The 19,688-nt window shown below is 61.2% G+C and carries 16 protein-coding genes; 14 read left to right on the forward strand and 2 right to left on the reverse strand.

The features are described from left to right. The first annotated feature begins 79 nt into the window (after positions 1-79). Together ISS97_RS19535 and ISS97_RS19540 are read left to right on the forward strand one after the other, a co-directional pair. The gene (locus ISS97_RS19535; RefSeq protein WP_379984506.1) at positions 80-1,429 is read left to right on the forward strand and encodes a carbohydrate porin; all 1,350 of its coding nucleotides are present in this window, start codon (positions 80-82) and stop codon (positions 1,427-1,429) included. A gap of 132 nt (positions 1,430-1,561) precedes the next feature. Beyond that, the gene (locus ISS97_RS19540; RefSeq protein ID WP_379984505.1) at positions 1,562-3,187 is read left to right on the forward strand and encodes a serine hydrolase domain-containing protein; all 1,626 of its coding nucleotides are present in this window, start codon (positions 1,562-1,564) and stop codon (positions 3,185-3,187) included. Between the two features lie 12 nt (positions 3,188-3,199). Here the strand turns inward: ISS97_RS19540 and ISS97_RS19545 are convergent, their stop codons facing one another. After that, positions 3,200-4,051 (reverse strand): LysR family transcriptional regulator, encoded by an 852-nt coding sequence (locus tag ISS97_RS19545; protein ID WP_379984504.1) that lies wholly within the window; start codon positions 4,049-4,051, stop codon positions 3,200-3,202. Positions 4,052-4,391: 340 nt separating this feature from the next. On the opposite strand from ISS97_RS19545, the gene ISS97_RS19550 reads away from it, so the two are divergent. The 6 genes from ISS97_RS19550 (at position 4,392) to ISS97_RS19575 (ending at position 12,476) form a co-directional block, all read left to right on the forward strand. Continuing rightward, positions 4,392-5,789, forward strand: coding sequence for a hypothetical protein (locus ISS97_RS19550; RefSeq protein WP_379984503.1), 1,398 nt, complete (start codon positions 4,392-4,394; stop codon positions 5,787-5,789). Positions 5,790-5,916: 127 nt separating this feature from the next. Beyond that, a complete protein-coding gene (locus tag ISS97_RS19555) occupies positions 5,917-6,852 on the forward strand; it encodes an MBL fold metallo-hydrolase (RefSeq protein ID WP_379984502.1) in 936 nt (311 codons plus the stop codon). A gap of 70 nt (positions 6,853-6,922) precedes the next feature. Continuing rightward, complete coding sequence (locus tag ISS97_RS19560) at positions 6,923-9,016, forward strand: M13 family metallopeptidase (protein ID WP_404580155.1); 2,094 nt, start codon at positions 6,923-6,925, stop codon at positions 9,014-9,016. 73 nt (positions 9,017-9,089) lie between these two features. Further along, a complete protein-coding gene (locus tag ISS97_RS19565; protein ID WP_379984500.1) occupies positions 9,090-9,875 on the forward strand; it encodes an SDR family NAD(P)-dependent oxidoreductase in 786 nt (261 codons plus the stop codon). Beyond that, the gene (locus ISS97_RS19570) at positions 9,826-10,878 is read left to right on the forward strand and encodes a zinc-dependent alcohol dehydrogenase family protein (RefSeq protein WP_379984499.1); all 1,053 of its coding nucleotides are present in this window, start codon (positions 9,826-9,828) and stop codon (positions 10,876-10,878) included. Before ISS97_RS19565 ends, ISS97_RS19570 begins: the two co-directional genes overlap by 50 nt. Positions 10,879-11,216: 338 nt before the next feature. Further along, positions 11,217-12,476 (forward strand): carbohydrate porin, encoded by a 1,260-nt coding sequence (locus ISS97_RS19575; protein ID WP_379984676.1) that lies wholly within the window; start codon positions 11,217-11,219, stop codon positions 12,474-12,476. Positions 12,477-12,588: 112 nt separating this feature from the next. On the opposite strand, the gene ISS97_RS19580 is transcribed toward ISS97_RS19575, so the two are convergent. After that, on the reverse strand, positions 12,589-13,875 hold the full coding sequence (locus ISS97_RS19580; protein WP_379984498.1) for an NRAMP family divalent metal transporter: 1,287 nt from the start codon (positions 13,873-13,875) through the stop codon (positions 12,589-12,591). Between the two features lie 168 nt (positions 13,876-14,043). Here ISS97_RS19580 and ISS97_RS19585 point away from each other — a divergent pair, with 168 nt between their 5' ends. From ISS97_RS19585 to ISS97_RS19610, 6 genes are all read left to right on the forward strand, one after another. Then, a complete protein-coding gene (locus ISS97_RS19585) occupies positions 14,044-14,805 on the forward strand; it encodes a glucose 1-dehydrogenase (protein WP_379984497.1) in 762 nt (253 codons plus the stop codon). A gap of 19 nt (positions 14,806-14,824) precedes the next feature. Next, complete coding sequence (locus ISS97_RS19590) at positions 14,825-15,265, forward strand: universal stress protein (RefSeq protein WP_379984496.1); 441 nt, start codon at positions 14,825-14,827, stop codon at positions 15,263-15,265. Positions 15,266-15,401: 136 nt separating this feature from the next. Next, positions 15,402-15,968: a GNAT family N-acetyltransferase gene (locus ISS97_RS19595; RefSeq protein WP_379984495.1), complete on the forward strand. Its 567-nt coding sequence runs from the start codon at positions 15,402-15,404 to the stop codon at positions 15,966-15,968. A 26-nt stretch (positions 15,969-15,994) separates the two neighbouring features. After that, positions 15,995-16,879 carry a universal stress protein gene (locus ISS97_RS19600; protein ID WP_379984494.1) on the forward strand — a complete coding sequence of 295 codons (885 nt, stop codon included), beginning with the start codon at positions 15,995-15,997 and terminating at the stop codon, positions 16,877-16,879. 3 nt (positions 16,880-16,882) lie between these two features. Continuing rightward, positions 16,883-18,310 (forward strand): MBL fold metallo-hydrolase, encoded by a 1,428-nt coding sequence (locus ISS97_RS19605; RefSeq protein ID WP_379984493.1) that lies wholly within the window; start codon positions 16,883-16,885, stop codon positions 18,308-18,310. Further along, positions 18,255-19,631 (forward strand): MgtC/SapB family protein, encoded by a 1,377-nt coding sequence (locus tag ISS97_RS19610; RefSeq protein WP_379984492.1) that lies wholly within the window; start codon positions 18,255-18,257, stop codon positions 19,629-19,631. The genes ISS97_RS19605 and ISS97_RS19610 overlap by 56 nt, the downstream gene beginning before the upstream one ends. Positions 19,632-19,688: the final 57 nt, after the last annotated feature.

The following is a 19,688-nucleotide window of genomic DNA, read 5'->3' on the forward strand; positions in this document are numbered from 1 at the left end:
ATGCCGAACGCCCCAGGCTTTTCCCCACGCAACCCTTAATTGCTTTTGCACCCATCACGCACGGGTGCGAGAAACCGCTATGTCCAAAAATCTCCGCCGCTTTGTGCCCGTGTTAGCTGGAAGCCTGTTGCTGGCCTCATGGGCCGTTTGCAATGACGCGCACGCTAAACTTGTAGTCGCGGCGGATTCCGTCGATGCCAACATGGCTACTGATATTCTCCCTTGCCATCGGTATGACGGCATGCAGCCGCAAGGCACCACCAATCCGGCCATCAGCACCTGTGAAACCATGTCGCCGGATTGGGGCAAGTTTCGCGAAAGGTTGGCCGAGCACGGCTGGCTGATTCAAGGTGGCATCACTCTGGGCGGAACCTTCGACCTGCTGGATCATGGCGCGCATCCCCAGCTTTACATCGGGCAAAATCCCACTTACCGGGCTAACGGGTATGTAGCCGCTACCTACGATCTATCCCGGGTGGGTTTTGCCGGCGCTTCGCAACTGGTGTTCAATGCGAACGTGCAACGGTTCTCGTACGCCGGGGAAAATCCAACCGGTTTCGCCATCAACAGCCTCTATGTCAGTCAGCGCTTCAACGACGGGCGCGTGCAGTTGCAATATGGCTTTGAGGAGCTAGGCAACCAGTTCTATGGTTTTGCACTCGGCACCAGTTCGACGACATCGCCGGCCGGTGTCGGAAGTTCCATCCCCTACCAAGTCGGCTTCATCTTCAACAAGACGGCACCCGAGATCAACCTGCGCCTGGCTTCGGCCAACAAGCACTTCTATGAGCGGATCGGCGTGACCCGCAGTGTGGATCCCGAGGGAGCGCAAGCGGATTGGGACCACAATAATTTCCTGGGGCTGAAGTGGCATATTCCCGGCGCCAAGGCGCTCCTCATCAATGAGTTGGGCTACCAGGTCGAAGCCGCTCCCAGCCAACGGATGATATGGCTGCGACAGGGCGTGATGTACAACGAAAGCCGTATTTCAAGCTTCCATGGAGGCTATGCGGATGGCAACTATGCCTATTACCTGGTCGGCGACTATCAGTTGTTCCAGGCCGATGCGGCAAAGCCGTATCGAGGTTTTTACGTCAATGTAAAAGCCGACTATGCGCCACCCGATCGTAACGTCTATACCGGAGATATCGGCGCCACGTTGTACGTACTGGGTCCTTTCGGACAGCCCGAGGATGCGCTCGCGCTGGGCTATACCTTCAATCGATTGAGCCGCTCCTACCAACGCATGCAACAGGCAAGCGGGATCGCCGCTGTGGACTACAGTCGCAACTATGCGCTGTCCTATGTCTACCGTGTGACGCGCGGCGTTTATCTCTCCAACCAACTGAGCTATACCGTCAACCCCATTCCGGCGCCGAAGCAGCCGGAAGCTTTGACGTGGATGAGTTCGTTGTCGCTGTCTTACTGAATCTGGTAGTCGACCCATCCAGATAGGATCTTGCGTGGGCCTGCCGGGTTGGATGTGCATCCACTCGATACCGTGTCGCTGTGCCCATCTGCCCCGTTCCAGCAGCACCTTATTTCAGACCGTGGAAAATCGATGAAGACGCTGATAATCGCCATCGCGTTGACCCTGTCCATCGGGACGGCAACCGCCGAAGGTTCTCCTGCGGCAACCATCGATACTGCGCTGGCATCGTTTGCCGGTCCGGCGGATGCGCCAGGCTGCGCGGTCGGCGTACAAAGCGGAAACAGCGCACCGGAGTTTCGCGCTTTCGGGACGGCCGATCTGGAACATGCGGTGCCGATCGGCGCCGATACCGTGTTCGAGGCGGGCTCCGTAAGCAAGCAGTTCACCGCGGCGGCAACGCTGGTCCTGGTGAGCGAAGGCAAGCTGTCGCTGGATGAAGACATCCGCAAATACCTTCCAGAGCTGCCCGACTATGGGCACCCCATCACCATTGCCGAGCTGCTGGGACATACCAGCGGATTGCGCGATTGGGGCGACATCGAAGCGATCGCCGGCTGGCCGAGAGCCGATCGCATTTATGAGATGGCGGATGTGCTGCATATCACCGCCCGGCAACGCGCGTTGAATTTCAGTCCGGGCACGGCCTGGTCGTACACCAACACCGGCTTCAACTTGCTGGTGCTGATTGTGCAGCGGGTAAGCGGCGTCGGCTTCGTGGATTTCACCCGCGAGCATCTGTTCAAGCCATTGGGCATGACCCATACCCAATGGCGTGACGATTTCCGTCGCATTGTCCCTAACCGGGCCGTTGCCTACGAGCGCCTATCCGACGGTGTTTACGAGCAGCTGATGCCATTCGAAAACACCTATGGCCACGGTGCCCTGCTGACCACCGTGAGCGATCTGCTGCGCTGGAACCAGGCGCTGACCGAGGAGAAACTGGGGGCCTCGGTGACCAAGGCCTTGCAGACACGCACCTTGCTGTCGGATGGGCGACCCACGGTGTATGCGCGCGGTTTGTTTCTGGGCAGCTATCACGGCCTGAGCGAAATCTTCCATGACGGCTCCACGGCGGGCTATCGCGCATGGCTTGGGCGTTATCCCGGCCAGCATCTGTCGATCGCCCTGCTGTGCAATAGCGGCGATGCCATTCCCGCCAACTATGCGCACGCCATCGTCGATCGCTACCTGCCTGACGCCAAGCCGGAGCCCAATCGCTTCAACTCCACTCCACCCGCGAGCCTTGCCGGCATCTACGCCAGCGAACGCGACGGCAGCCCGCTGAAACTGAGCTTCCACGATGGCAAATTGCGCGCTGGCAATGGCCTGATCGTCATGGCCGGACCGCGCGACGCTCTGGCGTTCGAGCGCAAGGATGGCAGGGTCGCCATGACCGGAGCAGTCGTTGCAGGCGGACGGATTCGTATCGATCGCGAAGGCGATGCGACCTTTTTTACCCGGCAGCAAGCGTACTCGCCCACGCCGGGGGAGCTTGCACACATGACAGGCCGCTTTCATAACGCGGAAGTTCCGGTGACGTATCAGATCACGGCCGCGAAGAATGGCTTGCAGGTTATCGCCGAAGACCGCCCAGGCCAGACCCGACTGTTTGTCCCCGCTTACGCGAACGCTTTCATTGCCGGCGACACGGTATTGCGGCCGGTGTTCAATGCTCAAGGAGATGTGACGGGTATTCGGGTTTCCGATGATCGCGTGTGGGACCTGCCGTTCGACAGGCTGCCCACGACGCGCTGAACCTGTTGGCCGTCAATTGGCCAGCTGATCGACGACCATGTCCAGCAAGGCCCTCAACCGTGCGAGCCGGCGCATATCACGGTGATAGCCCATCCAGATTTCCCGCACCGGCGGTTCTTCACCCAGATCGATGCGCTGGAGTTGCCCGATGGCGTCACCCAAAGGTCGCGGCAACACGGCTATCCCCGCGCCCTCCACGCACATACGCGCCTGCACCGAGCGCGAATTGCTGCGAAAGACCACGCGCGCTTTTGGCAGCATGTGCTGCAGCCAGGTGACTTCCGGCATACCGCCAAACGCAAGATTCATCACCAGCAAGGCCGCGTCCTTGCCATCGCCCGGCACCGGGTGTGGATGATCCATCGACACGTAGACCCCATAAGGCATGCACAGCAGCTTGCGGGAAACCACATCCGGCTCGTCGAACGGCTGGATGCGAAACGCCAGGTCGGCCTCCTGCCGTGACAGGCTGAAAAGCCGCGAGTCGGTCAGCAATTCCACGCTCACCCGCGGATACTTCGCGGAGAACCGGGCGGTGACCGGCGTCAGCACATATTCGGCGAACCAGTCCGCCGAGGTGATGCGCAACATGCCGTCGAGCTCTCGTCCCTTGCCGGCAAGCTGACGCTGAAAGGCGAGCGCCTCTTCCTCCATGCGCTCGGCATGGCCGAGCACGAGCGAGCCCTCATCGGTCAGCACGAAACCATCCTTGGTGCGCTGCAGTAGCTGCTGTCCAAGCGCCTGTTCCAGCGCCTGCAGACGCCGCCCCATGGTGGGCTGACTCTGTCCCAGTTTGCGCGCGGCGCCGCCCAATGTTCCCTCGCGGGCAACAGCAAGAAACACGCGCAGATCACTCCACTCCATGAACGCCCTTTCCTTAGTCGAAATCACGAATTTGTCACCATGAAGCGGCGCGCGCCTCATTCAATTATGCATGGAAGCCATACACATCTTTCGATCAACATGCGGAATTTTTTGTCGTAGCGTACGCGCCCACTCGCCGCCCCAGCGAGTCTGCCCGCTCATTCGATGTGTGCGGCAGCACGCTTTCGATCCGTATCGATCCCGCTGCTCCATCCCATCCCAAGGAAACGCAATGAAAGCCATGATGCGCAGGACGCTCCCTCTTTGTCTGATGCTCTCGTTGACGGTTTCATATGGCGGCACCGCGACTGCCGCTATTCACTCATCACACGGAAGTGTGGTGACGCCGGCGACCACGAAGATCGCCACCAAAGCTTCCCTGGCAATGGCCGCGCTTCCCGTCGGTGTCACCTTGCGCGACATCGACGGCGGCCCGCAGTACTTCACCAACAAAGATCCACGCAGCGCCTGGATGGACAGCCACATCATGCTGGGCGCATGGATGGAGCAGCCGGCCGACGCCACGCAGGTGGGTTATGCCGTGGCGATGGGCAACAACATCTATTGGAACCTCGGCGGCAAGGCCGGCGATCCGGAGCAGTGGCGCGCCGACTATGACGTGATCCGCGCGGCAGGCATGCACGTTTCCGCGCCGGACACCACGCCCAACAGCGGCACCGAAACGGTGGTCTACGACGGCTGGGACGAGGCGGACATGCAGTACGGGTCGGGCGCCAATGGCTGGAACCCCGCCGCGCCCAATGCCAACCAGGACGACTGCATCCCCGCAGGCAGCGAATGCGGATACACCGTTGCGAAATGGTCCTACTCAGGTCAACCCGGCAGCTATGGTTCACCGGGCTATCCCATCGACAGCATGGCCAAGCATCAAGGCTACGGCAAAGGCGTGCTGTTCTGGATGTGGGATTCCGAAGCAGCGGTTTTTCTTGGCTATTCGGACATCCTTTCGGCGGACAGCTATTGGATGACCGATCCCGACCTGGAAGCGAATTCCCAGGGCGGCTGCGCGTTCTTCCCCCACAGCGAAAGCATCTGCTATGGCGCGAATCCCGTCGGCCTGACTCGCGCCCAGCGCGCGTTGCCCGCCAACTACGCGTTCAACGTGGCGCGGCTGCAGACGCTGTCCAACACGCTCAATCATCAGTCGAAGCCGGTGGTAGTCGATGTGGAGACGGGCTGCCCCATCTATGGCGGAACGGAGTGCATCACGCCCGCGGCGATGAAGGCAGCGGCCATGCACGGCCTGATCGCTGGCGCGCGCGGCATCCTCTGGTTCCAGCACAACTTCAGCGGTCCTTGCACCGACTACACCACACTGATCGACGGCTCGGATCCCAGCAGCGACGATTACAACTGCCAGCAGACCCCGGGCGTCACCATCCACGACCTGGTGTTGAACATCAAGGCGTTCAACCAGCAGGTGAACAGCGTCAACAATGTTCTGTTGTCGCCATTCGCCGATGGCTACGTCAGCCACACGGGCAATGTCGCCGCGATGGCCAAGTACGATGGCAGCCATTTCTACGTATTCGCCGCCTCCGGCACGCCGGCAACGCCGCCGCCGGCGAATCAGTCGGTGACATTTACGGTAAAGAGCTCCGGCGCGACCAAGGTCACCGTCGTCAATGAGGGACGCACGCTCCCCCTGGTCAATGGCACGACGTTCACCGATACCTTCGCCGACGCCAACGCGTATCACATCTACCGCATGGACTAACCATCCTGCCGCCGCTTCAGGCAGTGCTGTCGATCACCTGGCAGTAACCCCTGCCCGTTCGGCTGAGTCAGCGAATCGGGCCGGGGCCTTTTTTATCCCACATCTCCATTCACAACCGAGACCATCCATGTCGACCAGCAAGACCGCGCATGTCCTGGCACGAACTCTTTCATTGGCTCTGATCGTCGCCTGGGCAGGACCGGCCCTGAGTGCACAGGGCATCGTCGATCATGTGAATGCGGAGGCCGCCAAAGGCGCCATCGCTATCCATCCACTGCGCGCCAACGTGTGGGAGCTGGAAGGATCCGGCGGCAACATCACCGTGCTGAGCGGTCCGGATGGCAAGTTTATGGTCGATGCCGGCATCGCCTTGTCCAAGGCGGCCATGCAGGCGAGCCTGTCCAAGCTCGGCCCTGCGCCGGTCAAGTATGTCGCCAATACCCATTGGCACTGGGATCACTCCGACGGCGATGCATGGCTGCACGAAGCGGGCGCCACGATCATCGCCACCCCGCAGACCGTCAGCCACCTCACCCAGGCATCGCGCGTCTCGGAGTGGGATCACACCTTCCCTGCCGTCGCTGCGGACGGCGTGCCGTCAGTCAGGCTGACCGACGACAAGACTTACACGATGAATGGCGAGTCCGTGGTGGTGCGGCCGCTTATGGCGAGCCATACCGACGGCGACATCGCTGTCTACTTCAAGCAAGCCGATGTCCTGGCGACGGGCGATACCTTCTGGAACGGCATTTACCCGTTCATCGATCATGAGCACGGCGGCGGCATCAACGGCACCATCGCCGTAGTCGACTCGTATCTGAAGTTCGTTACCGACAAGACGATCATCGTTCCGGGACATGGCGCGGTGGCGGACCGCAAACAGCTGCTCGAATACCGTGACATGCTGATCGCCATCCGTGATCGCGTCGCGGCGCTCAAGCACCAGGGCATGACGGCAGCCGAGGTTGTCGCAGCCAAGCCCACCGCGGCATTCGACGCCAAGTGGGGGAAGTTCATCGTGACGCCGGAGTTGTTCACGGAGCTTGTCTATGACGGCGTGTAAGCGGCTCCAGATGGACGTCCTCGAACGACGCAAGGCATGCTGTCGTCCTCCCGTATCGGCAAGAAAACACTTGAGGCCGCTATTGCTCGCGGCGGCCATCGCCTTCGCTCCGATGATCTGGTGTCAGGAGATCGCGAGCCCGGCATCACCAGAGGGGCTGGCCTCCTCCATCAGCGCCGCAGCGGATTCCGCGCATGCATTCGATTTCAGCGAACTGGACAGCACCATCAGCGCCTGTCGCGACCTGAATGGTTTTGTCAATGCGAAATGGTTCGCCACGCATCCGATTCCGCCCGATCAATCCCATTGGAGCGTCGGCACCGCACTGGCTGAGCGCTCGCTCGCCATTCAACGGAACATCGTCGAGTCTGCTGCGGCCAACGCCGGCAGGGTCACGGCAAGTTCGATCGAGCAGAAGATCGGATGGCTGTATCGCTCTGGCATGGATCAGGCGGCGCGCGACAAGGCCGGGTTTGACCCCATCAAGCCACTTCTGGCGGACATCGCATCGCTGCGGGTACGCAGCGATATCTCCGGCTATATCCGCGCCCACTATCTCGAAGGTGGCATGATTTTTCTCTTCGGCGCCAATGCGGATGCCAAAGATGCGAGCAGGCAGATTGCGGTAGCGCAACAGGGCGGCCTTGGCCTCCCCACGCCCGCCTACTACGCTGAGGACAGGTACACAGACCTTCGCAGGGCATACTCCGAACACATTGCGAGAACACTCGCACTCACTGGCATAACTACTGCCGACGCGGAAGAACAAGCTTCGGATGTACTGGCGCTTGAAACGGCGCTGGCCAGGGCTTCACTCACTCCCTTGCAGCTACGCGATCCGACTCGTCAGTACCATTTCGTCACCGTGCTAGAAGCGAGCAAGATCACTCCACATTTTGACTGGAGCGCCTTCTTCACCGCGCAACATGCGACCGTCAACCAAGGCTTCTCGATAGCGCAACCAGGGTTCTTCGCCCAGTTCGACCACCTGCTCGCGACGGCACCCATGAAGCAGTGGAGAGCCTACTTTCGCTTCCATCTCATCGAAACCGCCTCGCCTTATCTAAGCACGGCATTTGAAGACAATCACTTCGATTTCCGCGGCAGGGTCCTGGCTGGCCAGCCACAGCAGCAGCCAAGGTGGAGGCGCATGCTCGATAACATCAACGCCTTGATGGGCATGGCGCTAGGCAAGCTGTACATACAGCAGAACTTCTCGCCAGATACCAAACAGCAGGCCGAACAACTGGCCACCGAGATAGGCGCGGCGCTGAGGCAGCATATCGAACAAGCCGACTGGATGAGTGCCGTCACAAAGAAGAAGGCGCTGGATAAGTGGAGCAAAGTACTGCTCAAGATCGGCTACCCTGACGACGCACACTGGCGAAACTGGGATGACCTCCAGCTCACCCCGGATCGCTACTACGGCAACGTCATGGCCATTAACCTGTTCAACTACCAATATGAGATGGCCAAGATCGGCAAGAAGACCGACCGCAACGAATGGATCGTGACGCCACAGCGGATCGACGCCTTCTACGAAGCGAGCACCAACGCCGTCAATATTCCCGCTGGATTTTTGCAGCCGCCCTATTTCTATCCCGGTAGCGACGACGCCATCAATTTTGGTGCGATCGGCAGCTTCATCGGTCATGAGTTCACCCACGCCTTCGATGACGAAGGCAGCCGCTTCGACGGCGACGGCAATCTAACCGACTGGTGGACGCCTCAGGATAGACAAGCCTTTACGGCACGCACCGCCAGGCTGGTGGAACAAGCCAGTGCGTTCGCGCCGATCAAGGACAAGCCGGATCTTCATGTCGATGGTGCGCTGACCCTGGGTGAGAACATGGCCGATCTTGGTGGCGTCAGCATCGCCTATGACGCCTTGCTTACTGCGCTGGAGAAGAGCCCCGGCGGGGCCATGGCCATCATGAGCGGCTACACACCCGAGCAACGTTTTTTCATGGCCTGGGCCCGCAACTGGCGCAACAATATCCGCGATAGAACGCGCGAAATGGCGCTCCACAGCGACCCTCACGCTCCGCCGGCGTTTCGCGCCAATGCACCAGCGTCCAACATGACGGCTTTCTCGACGGCGTTTCAGTGCAAGGTAGGTGATCAGATGGTTCGCTCAGGCGATCAGCAAGTGAAGATCTGGTAGATGCGAGGGCTGGCTTCCCGCCTGAAACCCTACGGCCTCGATATGTCTGCCGGCTATGGAGTTGCTGATCCGCATGACTGAATTGAATGGCATTCGTGTTTTGATCACCGGCGCGACCAGCGGCCTGGGTGCCGCGATGGCCGCAGCGCTTGCGGAAGCCGGGGCACGGGTAATGGTCACTGGTCGCGACAAGCTGCGAGCCAACGCGACCGCCAGGAAGCTCGGTTCAGCAGTCATCTCGTGCCCGCTCGATGTGCGCGACGAGCGATCCGTCGCCGACTGTGTGGCCAGGGCTTGCGACACATGGGGCGGCGTCGACATGCTCGTGAACAACGCAGGCATCGGTATGCGGACGGTCAATCCCCGCTTCATGTCGGAACCGCAGCCCTTCTGGAAGGTGACCCCCGCGGGGTTCCACGACGTCGTGGACACCAAGCTCACAGGCTGCTTTCTGATGGCGCGCGAGGTCGTTCCGCTGATGCTCCGCAACGGTGGTGGGCGTATCGTCAATATATCGATGAATCAGCAGACCATGGTGCGCCAGGGTTTCGTGCCCTATGGGCCCGCGGGCGCAGGTGTCGAAGCGTTGTCGCGCATCATGGCGGCGGATCTGGCAGGCAGCTCGGTGACGGTAAATCTGTTGCTTCCAGGCGGCCGGGGAACCTTGAGCGAGATGGTCCCCGACGATGTTCCCACCGAAATCCGGGCTCGGCTGCAGGCTCCCGCCATCATGGGGCCACCCATCGTCTGGCTCGCCTCCAAGCAGGCCGCTGGCGTGCACGATCGTCGCTTTGTCGCGACAGAGTTTGATGCCGACCATATGGTCTGGCCAGTATGTCAGCCTGGGTCGCCACGGTAACAACCATTTCCAGCCAAACAATCAAAGAGGCTCCGCTATGCGCGCGCTTGTCTTTCAACATGCCGGTGAGGCAGAAGACGTATTACAGCTGTCCCGGCATTCGATACCTGATCCCATGCCTGGCGAAGTCAGGGTCAGAGTTACCGCGCGACCCATTCAACCCGCGGATCGTTTTTTTATACGCGGGCAATATCGAATCAAACCGACCTTCCCGCAGATCGCCGGCCTGGAAGGAACCGGCGTGGTGGATACGAGCAACGACCCTGCGTTTCATGCCGGAGAGCGCGTCGCCTTTCGCTGGTCGGGAACGTGGGCGGAGTACGTCACCGTTCCCGCGGCGCGCCTGATTCGCGTACCCAGCGACGTAAGCGATGACGATGCCTGCCAGATCGCCCTGAATCCGATCACCGCCTGGGCCTTGCTTGAAGGGGCGCAGGCTGGTCCGGGCGACTGGATCGCGCTTACCGCCGGTGGCTCCACCGTATCGGCGCTTATCGCTTTGCTCGCGCGTGCCCGGGGTATCCGCGTCATCAGCCTGGTTCGCGGTGACGTAGCGCGCATGGCAACGAAATCAAACGCCGATATCACGCTTTCGGTGGATGAGCCGGATTTCCCGGCCAGTATTCTCCAAGCGACGGAATCGGTGCGCATAAGCGCGTTGCTTGACAGTGTGGGGGGCGCCAATACGGCCAAGCTATTTGGCGTGCTTCGCCCTGGCGCGCGCGTGGTTGCCTATGGTGCGCAGGATGCCTCGGCTATACCCGTCACCAATGCCATGCTGGTTTACCAGAACCTGACCTGGGTCGGGTTCGGCATCGACCACTGGCTGGGCGGCATTTCAGCCGACCAATACAACGCCATGCTGACCTCCCTTTGGCAGCTGATCCGCTCAGGCTCCCTTCCACTCCCCGTTGCCGGTCGCTATCCGCTGGAACAGGCGCGCGAGGCACTGCAAGCGGAATCCAACCCGGATCGGCTGGGAAAGGTGTTGCTCATCACCTAGAGAGTGTTTCTTCGCCCGTCGGCTTACACCATGTGGCGAGCAGATCGACGCGCCTGCTCGTGGCCTGCTGAGCGCTTCATGGGTATACCAAGTGCTTGGCCGGCTTGCCGGCGACATACTTGAGCCATCAAGCCCGATGCGGATATCCCGAGTGCCAGGCTACAAATGGGGATCGTAAATGCCCCGATGTACTTGCATACAATCTCGTAGCTTTCCGGCTGCACAGCCCATTCCTTGGCTGAAGGATCGACATGGGACTCCCATGGTCACTTGGCACGGTTCCGCCGATTCTGGCCCGGCTCGACCGCGGCCGGCCAGGTATGGAGCCGTGTTTGAAGATGCTATTGCGGAGCGTGATAGCGAGCGCTGCACTGTTCTGCGAGCAGGCGTTATCCGATGAGATTGACGATCAAAAGGCCAACCTCATTCGAAAAGGTGTAACCCCTGCCTTGGTGTACGACGGAAGCGCTGTCGCAGATACCTCTGGCGGTATGCGAACAGGCACTGCCTATGTCGGCAATCTACGATTGCAGCTTGCGCTGGATGGCAACCGACTGCTTCGCGCGCCAGGTTGGACGGCCTTTTTCCAGGTACTTTCGATACACGGCGGCCAACCAAGCAACTTCATCGGAGACGCTCAGGGCGTTAATAGCTACGCGGCAAAGCCGGCATTGCGACTCTACGAAGCATGGGGACAGTACAGCTCGCCGAACGGACATTGGTCGTTTCTCGCCGGCCGATATGATCTCAACTCAGAGTTCTATCGCCTTGCGTCCAGCGGTCTCTTCTTGAACAGTTCGTTCGGCATGGGGCCCGAGTTCTCTCAAAGCGGCATCGGTGGACCATCCATCTTTCCCGATACCTCATTCGGGGCCAGGGTTACCTTCAAACCCACCCCAGGCATTCTGATTCGCACGGCGATCATGGATGGAGTACCGGCCAATCGGGCTGAGGGGCAGACCCGATTTCCTGGTCAAAAAGAAGGTCTACTGTTTGTCTCCGAGATCGCCTTCCTGACTCGCCCGGGGTCAGATGCTTCACAGGGCATCGCCAAATACCGCGTTGGTCGCGGTGCGAACTTCCCCGCTTACGACGACAAGATCGCCATCGGAGCCTGGCACTACACCGGCACCTTTCGCGATCTGAGTCTCGTCGACAACAAAGGACGTCCTTTGCAGCACGAAGGCAGCAGCGGTGCTTATGTCCTCATAGACCGGACCCTGTTCAGGTCGTCCACCGATCCCAAGGCACGGCTATCGGGCTTCCTGCAGTACGGCATCGGAGACGGGCGAATCAATCAGTTTGGCTCGTACGCCGCCGCGGGCCTTACCGCCTCCGGATTCTTGATAAGCAGGCCGGACGATACGTTTGGCATCGCTTTCACCTCTGCACGGAATGGATCGCACTACATCGACTCACTGAACACGCAAGCGATCCCAACGACACACGCCGAGACTTCCATTGAGGCCACCTATCTTTTGCAGGTGAATCCGAGGTTGGCGATACAACCGGATATTCAGTACGTGATTCATCCTGGCACGAGCTCGACGAGAGCAAATGCAACCGTTCTCCAGGTGCATTTTCAATGGATACTGTAACCAGCCCACCTGGCGTGGATGCCCCATCATGGCCTTTGTGAATGCATTTCTTTTTTCACACCGTGATGCTCCAGCTGACCAACTGGCGCCTCCTTGTGCCCATCAGCCCGAATCAAAGCAACATGCCGATAACCACTATGGCCATGGCCGCCGTGGCTAGCCAGCCGAGCCAGCGCAAGGCGCCCTGGATGGCGAAATGCCCCATCACGGCGCGGTGGGTAGCCACCCACATGATGCCCACCATCAGGGGAACGGAGATCACACCGTTGATCACTGCCGACCAGAACAACATGCGGATGGGATCCAGAGGCGAGAGGCTCAGCAACGTGCCCAGCACGGTCGCGCCGATGATGATCAGGTAGAACAGCTTGGCGTCCGCCGGTTTGCGTCCGAGCCCGGATTGACGGTCGAATGTTTCGGCAACCGCATAGGCCGCCGACCCGGCGAGGATCGGCACCGCCAGCAAGCCCGTGCCCACAATGCCGGCGGCGAAGAGCAGCGAGGCAAAGCGTCCCGCCAGCGGCCTGAGCGCCTGCGCCGCTTCGGCCGAGGTATTGATATCGGTGATGCCATGCGGATGGAGTACCACGGCCGTCGTCAGCATGATGAAGAAGGCCACCACGTTGGAATAGAACATGCCGATGTCGGTATCGAAGCGGATCCGCTCAAACGCGGCACCAGCCTGTTCGGGGGCTGCCTCCAGCGGCGACTGATCCGCCGCACTCTCCTCTTCCTCCGCCTCCTGCGACGCCTGCCAGAAGAACAAATACGGGCTGATGGTTGTGCCGAACACGGCAACGACGGTCACCAGATAGTCGTGCCCCGAGTGACGCGACGGCCACCACTGGGTGGCTACCTCGCGCCAGGGTACGTCGATCACCAGCACGGTCAGCACATAGGCGAACAGGCTCAGCGTGAGCAGCTTGAGCAAGGGTGCATAGCGCGGAAAGGGAATCACCACCTCAAGCGCCAGCGACAACAATGCAAAACCCAGCGCGTATACGGCAGATGGCCCACCCACGAGAAGGGTCAGAGCCGCCCCCATCGCGCCGATGTCCGCGGCGAGATTGATGATATTGGCCAGCAACAAGAGGCTGACCAGTGCGAGCACCAGGGGCTGCGGGAAATGCAGGCGCATATTGGCTGCCAACCCACGCCCAGTCACGCGGCCCACATGAGCGCAGATCGTCTGGATGCCGATCATCAACGGCAACGTAAATAGCGTGGTCCACAGCGTGGTGTAACCAAACTGGGCGCCGGCCTGCGAATAGGTGGCGATGCCGCTCGGGTCGTCATCCGCCGCCCCGGTGATGAGGCCGGCGCCAAACCGGCGAAGCCAATGCCGGGGTTGCGCCCGAACGGGAGCAACCGCGTGGTCGATGCCAGGTGTCTCTGCCAAGGTGCCGCCCCTGTTCCGGTATCAATCGCTGGCACGCTAACGCTTTTTGCCATCGCGAAATTGACGCTCATCAATCATGGCATCGATCGGGCCTTTAGTTGATCACGATCAAGATCGCCTGCCCCTGGCCCGCGCACGCTGTCGCCACATTCTTGTGGGGTGGCAGTCATGGGTCGGCTCGATGGCAAGGTGGCGCTGGTGACTGGTGGCGCGCTGGGGATTGGCGCCGCATGCGCCACCCGCCTGGTTGAAGCAAATGCGCGCGTGGCCATCGTCGATCGGCTCGATGACGAAGGGCAGAAGCTTGCCGCGAAGCTGGGGGACCCTGCCCGCTACTTTCATGCGGATGTCACGAAGGAATCCGAGGTGGCGCAAGTGATCGCCGACATCGTCCATCGGTTTGGCCGGCTGGACGTACTGGTCAACAACGCCGGCATCTCGGGGGCGAATAAACCGACCCATGAACTCACTGAAGCCGAGTGGGACCAGGTACAGGCCGTCAACGTCAAAGGCGTGTTCTTTTTCACCAAGCACGCCATAGCGCCGATGCGCGCCGCGGGTGGCGGCAGCATTATCAACCTGTCGTCCATCTACGGCCTCGTGGGCGCGCCCGACGTCCCGCCGTATCACGCCTCCAAGGGGGCGGTGCGGCTCATGAGCAAGGTCGACGCCCTGTACTACGCCGCCGACCGGATCCGGGTGAATTCGATCCACCCCGGTTTCATCTGGACACCCATGGTGGAGCACCACCTCGCCACGCTGGGCGGCGACCCGGAGCAGCACCGCAAAGACGTTGGCGCATTGCACCCGCTCGGCCACATGGGCGAGCCGGATGACATCGCCTGGGGCGTCGTCTATCTGGCTTCCGACGAATCGAAATTCGTGACGGGAAGCGAACTGGTCATTGACGGCGGCTACAGCTGCCACTGATCACTTAAGGAGCACCGCTATGTTCAAGCACATTCTGTTGCCGACCGATGGTTCCGAGCCGTCGTTGCGCGCCATCGATATCGGCATCGCGCTGGCCAAATCACTGGGGGCCCAGGTGCATGCCCTTTACGTCGCAACGCCGTTTTCCGCGGTGACTTACTTCGCTGAAGTGATTCAAACGCCCGCGGAGCCGGCTTACGTCCAAGGCGTCGTGAAGCTGGCGGAACGCTGTCTTGAAGAAGTCCGCAAGCGCGCCAATGCCGCCGGCGTTGCCTACGACGGCAACTACACCTTCGACCATCGCCCCTACACGGCCATCGTGGGCGAGGCCACCAAGCGCCAGTGCGACCTGATTGTCATGGGGTCTCACGGCCGAAGGGGCCTGGACCGGCTCATCCTTGGCAGCGAGACCTACAAGACGATGCTGAGCACCGACGTTCCCGTACTGGTGTGCCACTAGCTGCGAACCGGAGACGGATCATGCCGCTTGTTGATCCTGGTCAAGTCATGCCGCCGGGCGCGGCGTAAAACAACATCGTCGGTGTCGCTGACACATGTCGGCCATCCCGTATTTCGTGATCACCGGAGACCGCATCATGACCGCTCCCACCACCCAGCCGCCCAGCACCGAAACCACGCCCCCGCTGCTGACCGGCGAGCACTGGATCGAAACGCTGAACGACGGAAGCCACGTGTTGGTGCGGCCGATCCGTCCCGAAGATCGCGAACGCGAGAGCCATTTCATCGAGCGGCTTTCGCCGGCATCCAGGCATTTCCGCTTCCTGGGCGAAATCCGGGAAGCCAATCCTGCCTTGCTCGATCAGTTGATCAACGTGGATTACAAAAAGAGCATGGCGTTTGTGGCTCTGGTGCATGACAACGGTGAATTGCGCGAGGTAGGCGTGAGCCGCTACAGCGCTTCCGGCGACGACCAGCACTGCGAATGCGCGGTGACCGTCGCCGACGACTGGCAGCATCGCGGCCTCGGTGTCGCGCTGATGCGCCACCTGATTGAGGTGGCTCGCCATAACGGATTCCGCCAGATGTTCTCGATCGATGCTGCATCCAACGAGCCCATGCGCGATCTGGCGAAGTATCTGGGGTTCGACCGGAAACGCGATCCGCAGGATGCCGCGCAGGTCATCCATACCCTGGATCTGTAATCCCTAAGCTCAAAGGGAAACCGCACATGTCCACGTATGCCGAAGAAGCCGAGACAGCCACCATGGGCATCGATCCCGCCCTATCGCCCCATAGGCCGAACGATGTGGTGGCGCTGGTCACTTCGACCGACCCGTGGAGTCCTGCCGCTACAACGGGTGTCGCTCTGGCCCGGCAGTGGGGAAGCCGCCTGACCGGCTGCTATGTGGACCCCTCGCTGCGTACGCTCAGTGGCGCCGATGCGGAGCCCACGGTACTTGGTCTTTTGATACAGGCATGGGATGAGGATCACGGCGAGCGCGCCGCTTTTGAATCGCTGGCCCGCGCATCGGGTGTGCCCGATGCCGCCTGGGCGGTCACTCACACCAGCGTGGCGCCAACGCTGCGCCAGCTGGGCGCCTGGCACGATCTGGCCGTACTGGAGCGCGACATGGTGGAAGGCCATGCCTTGGCCGACATCCTGGGCGAGACGATGCTGAGCTGCCGCATCCCTTGCCTGATCCTGCCGCCCGGCTGGAAGGGTGAGGTCGCCTTCAAACGCGTCTTGATCGCGTGGAACGGAAGTATCGAATCCACCCGCGCATTGCATGCCGCGCTGCCCTTCCTTGAAGCTGCCAAGGACGTCATCCTGATCGATGGCGAACGACTGAACCCCGAGGATCTCACCGGCCACCCGCCGCGGTTCGACCCCATCACCTACCTGATGCGCCATCGCATCGCCGTTAAGCCCCATTCCATCGGAGGCCCCCATCACCTCAGTGGGGAAAAGCTGCTTCAGGAGGCCGTGCATCTGCATGCCGACCTGCTGGTGATGGGCGCCTACGGACATTCGCGTACACGCGAGCGGATTCTTGGTGGCGCTACCAGGCATGCCCTGCAGCACGCGAAGATCCCATTACTGATGCAGCACTAGCGCATGAGTCACGCGACGGAAGCCCCCCGCAAAACCCGGAACATCACCTACAGCTGCCATGGCGCAGCAAAGCAGGTAACGGGCTCGTGCCATCTGGTTACCTGCAACGGGCGACGCGTACTGATCGACTGCGGCCTGTTCCAGGGCGGCCCTGAGCAAGAAGAGGCCAACTACCAGCCCTTTGGTTTCGATCCGGCCAGTATCGATGCGCTCCTGCTTACGCATGCTCATCTGGATCACTGCGGCCGCATACCACGATTGGTGCGCGAAGGATTTCGCGGGCCGATTTTCACCACCGCGGCGACGCGGGAACTGGCGCGCGTCGTGCTCATCGATGCCGCCGGCCTGCAGGAAGAGGCAGCGCGACGCCAGCTACGCAGCGCACGTCGCCGCGACGAGCCGAAGACGGAGCCGCTGTATACGCTCGATGACGCTTTCCACGCGCTCGATTTCTTCACTGGCGATGTGCGCTACGGCGACATGGTGGCCGTCACGCAGGGCGTCCGCGCTCAGTTTCTGGACGCCGGCCATATCCTCGGCTCCGCCTCCATCCTGCTTGAGCTCGATGATGGCGAAGGCACTTGCCGCATGTTGTTCTCCGGAGACCTGGGAAGCCCCGGACGCCCCATCCTGCGCGATCCCACGCCGGCACCGGACGCCGATTACGTAGTGATGGAAACGACCTATGGCGACCGTCCGCACCGCCCCCTGCCCGATTCAGTGGATGAACTGCATCAAGCCGTGCGCCAGACCATCGAGCGCCATGGCAACGTGATCATTCCTACCTTTGCGCTCGAACGCGCACAGGACGTGCTCTATTACCTTCACCGGGGTATAGAGGATGGTGCCATCCCCTCGCATATCCCCATCTTCCTCGACTCGCCCATGGCAGTTTCCGCCACCGAGATCTTTCGCCGCCACCCAGAGTGTTTTGGCGAAAACTTCGTCAAAGAGCTGCAGGGCGGCGACCCGTTCGCCATGCCGGGGCTGCACTTCACGCGAGAGTCCGCCGAATCGATGGCGATCAACAACATCGAGGGCGGTGCCATCATTCTGGCGGGATCGGGCATGTGCAATGGCGGCCGCGTTCAGCACCACCTCAAGCACAATCTGTGGCGCGACAAGAGCAGCATCGTCTTCGTCGGCTACGCGGCCGAAGGCACCCTTGCCCGGCGCATCATCGACGGCGCGCCAAGCGTGCGGATATTCAACGACGAGATCCGCGTGCGCGCGCAAATCTGGACCATCAACGGTTTCTCGGCGCATGCCGACCAGGGATCGCTGCTTGCCTGGCTGGGCCATCGCCATCCGCGCAAAGTGTTTCTCGTGCACGGCGAATACGACCGCGGCATGAAAGCCATGGAGCAATGCCTGAGTGATCGCGGTATCGCCAGCCAGATACCCGCCATCCACGAATCCATCCCACTCTGAGAACAGCGGCGGTGGCCGGGCGCATGCCATTGCCGCGGGACCGCTCTTCAAAGGCAGGCCTATGTCGCCAGGCTCCGACATGAGTGAAATAGCCGTCAGCGCGCTGAGCCTTGGTGTCGCCCTTGGCGTCGGTCTGCTGATAGGACTCGAGCGGGAACGGAATAAGCGCACCGGGCCGATGCGCGGTCAGGCCGGCGTGCGCACCTTTGCCTTGCTTGGTCTCGCCGGCGCCATCTCGGCCCTGATCGGCGCGAAAGGCATCTATGCCGCCAGTTTCTTTATTGCGCTGGCGATGGTGGTCAGCTATCGGCGGACGCGCGAGCGCGATCCCGGCCTCACCACCGAGATGGCGATGCTGGTGACTTTTCTGTTGGGGATCCTGGCGATGTCCATGCCCGAGCTGGCCGGCGGGCTTGGCGTGATCGTCGTGGTTCTGCTGGCAAGCAGGAGAAGGCTGCATTTGTTCGCCCGGCAGTGGCTGACCGAACAGGAACTGCACGATCTGCTGATTCTCGCGATCGCCGCCTTTGTCATTCTTCCCTTGCTGCCCGATCGCACCATCGATCCCTGGGCCGCGATCAATCCGCACCGGCTCTGGTTTCTGGTGGTGGCGGTGATGTCGATTTCATCGCTGGGTTACCTCACCCTTCGTTCGTTTGGTTCGAGGCTCGGATTGACGATTGCCGGTCTGGCGGGCGGTTTTGTTTCCAGCACCCTGACCGTCGCCGCCATGGCAGACCGGGCCAGGGAAGCGCCTCGACTCACCGCAGCGGCGGCCAGCGCCGCGGTCATGTCGAACGTCGGCACCATCGTGCAATTAGCGGTGGTGGTTGGCTCGTTATCACGCGCGTTGCTGGCACATATCGCCGTGCCGCTGATCGTTGCCGGCGCCATCGCGGTGGTGGCATCCGCCTTGTCCAGCTGGCGAACGTTCTCCTCATCCATCCCGGTGGACGCGCTTGCCGGGAATCGCCCTTTCAAGCCCGCCGCCGTGCTTCGATTCGTTGCCGTGCTGGCGGGGATCATGCTTCTGAGCGCCATCATTCGCAGCGCTCTGGGCAACGCAAGCCTGCCCTGGGTGATGATGCTTTCCGGCCTGGCCGACGTTCACGCTGCGGCGGCTTCAGCTGCTCAGGCCACCGCAACGGCACAGGTTGATGTAGTGCAAGCGGGGTTGGGTGTATTGATCGCACTCACCGCCAACTCGCTGCTCAAATGCGCCATGGCGCTCGCCAAGGGTGGCCGCGCCTATGCGTTGCGCGTCATCCCCAGAGTTATCGCCATGGTTTCGGGTTTTGCGATCGCCTTGTTCACCGCCTAGGCGCGCCACGTGTAGCGACAGGTTCTTCCCAATTGACCTGCATCAAGTCGATGGTTG

The organism is Dyella koreensis (genome assembly GCF_044904565.1).
Taxonomy (GTDB): domain Bacteria; phylum Pseudomonadota; class Gammaproteobacteria; order Xanthomonadales; family Rhodanobacteraceae; genus Dyella_D; species Dyella_D koreensis.

What these genes read in the sequence shown, in the direction of transcription:
- ISS97_RS19545 (WP_379984504.1), bottom strand. Translation starts at nt 4,051, where the DNA reads ATGGAGTGGAGTGATCTGCGCGTGTTTCTTGCTGTTGCCCGCGAGGGA.
- ISS97_RS19535 (WP_379984506.1), top strand. Translation starts at nt 80, where the DNA reads ATGTCCAAAAATCTCCGCCGCTTTGTGCCCGTGTTAGCTGGAAGCCTG.
- ISS97_RS19585 (WP_379984497.1), top strand. Translation starts at nt 14,044, where the DNA reads ATGGGTCGGCTCGATGGCAAGGTGGCGCTGGTGACTGGTGGCGCGCTG.
- ISS97_RS19600 (WP_379984494.1), top strand. Translation starts at nt 15,995, where the DNA reads ATGTCCACGTATGCCGAAGAAGCCGAGACAGCCACCATGGGCATCGAT.
- ISS97_RS19575 (WP_379984676.1), top strand. Translation starts at nt 11,217, where the DNA reads ATGCTATTGCGGAGCGTGATAGCGAGCGCTGCACTGTTCTGCGAGCAG.
- ISS97_RS19540 (WP_379984505.1), top strand. Translation starts at nt 1,562, where the DNA reads ATGAAGACGCTGATAATCGCCATCGCGTTGACCCTGTCCATCGGGACG.
- ISS97_RS19555 (WP_379984502.1), top strand. Translation starts at nt 5,917, where the DNA reads ATGTCGACCAGCAAGACCGCGCATGTCCTGGCACGAACTCTTTCATTG.
- ISS97_RS19595 (WP_379984495.1), top strand. Translation starts at nt 15,402, where the DNA reads ATGACCGCTCCCACCACCCAGCCGCCCAGCACCGAAACCACGCCCCCG.
- ISS97_RS19565 (WP_379984500.1), top strand. Translation starts at nt 9,090, where the DNA reads ATGACTGAATTGAATGGCATTCGTGTTTTGATCACCGGCGCGACCAGC.
- ISS97_RS19605 (WP_379984493.1), top strand. Translation starts at nt 16,883, where the DNA reads ATGAGTCACGCGACGGAAGCCCCCCGCAAAACCCGGAACATCACCTAC.
- ISS97_RS19590 (WP_379984496.1), top strand. Translation starts at nt 14,825, where the DNA reads ATGTTCAAGCACATTCTGTTGCCGACCGATGGTTCCGAGCCGTCGTTG.
- ISS97_RS19570 (WP_379984499.1), top strand. Translation starts at nt 9,826, where the DNA reads ATGCCGACCATATGGTCTGGCCAGTATGTCAGCCTGGGTCGCCACGGT.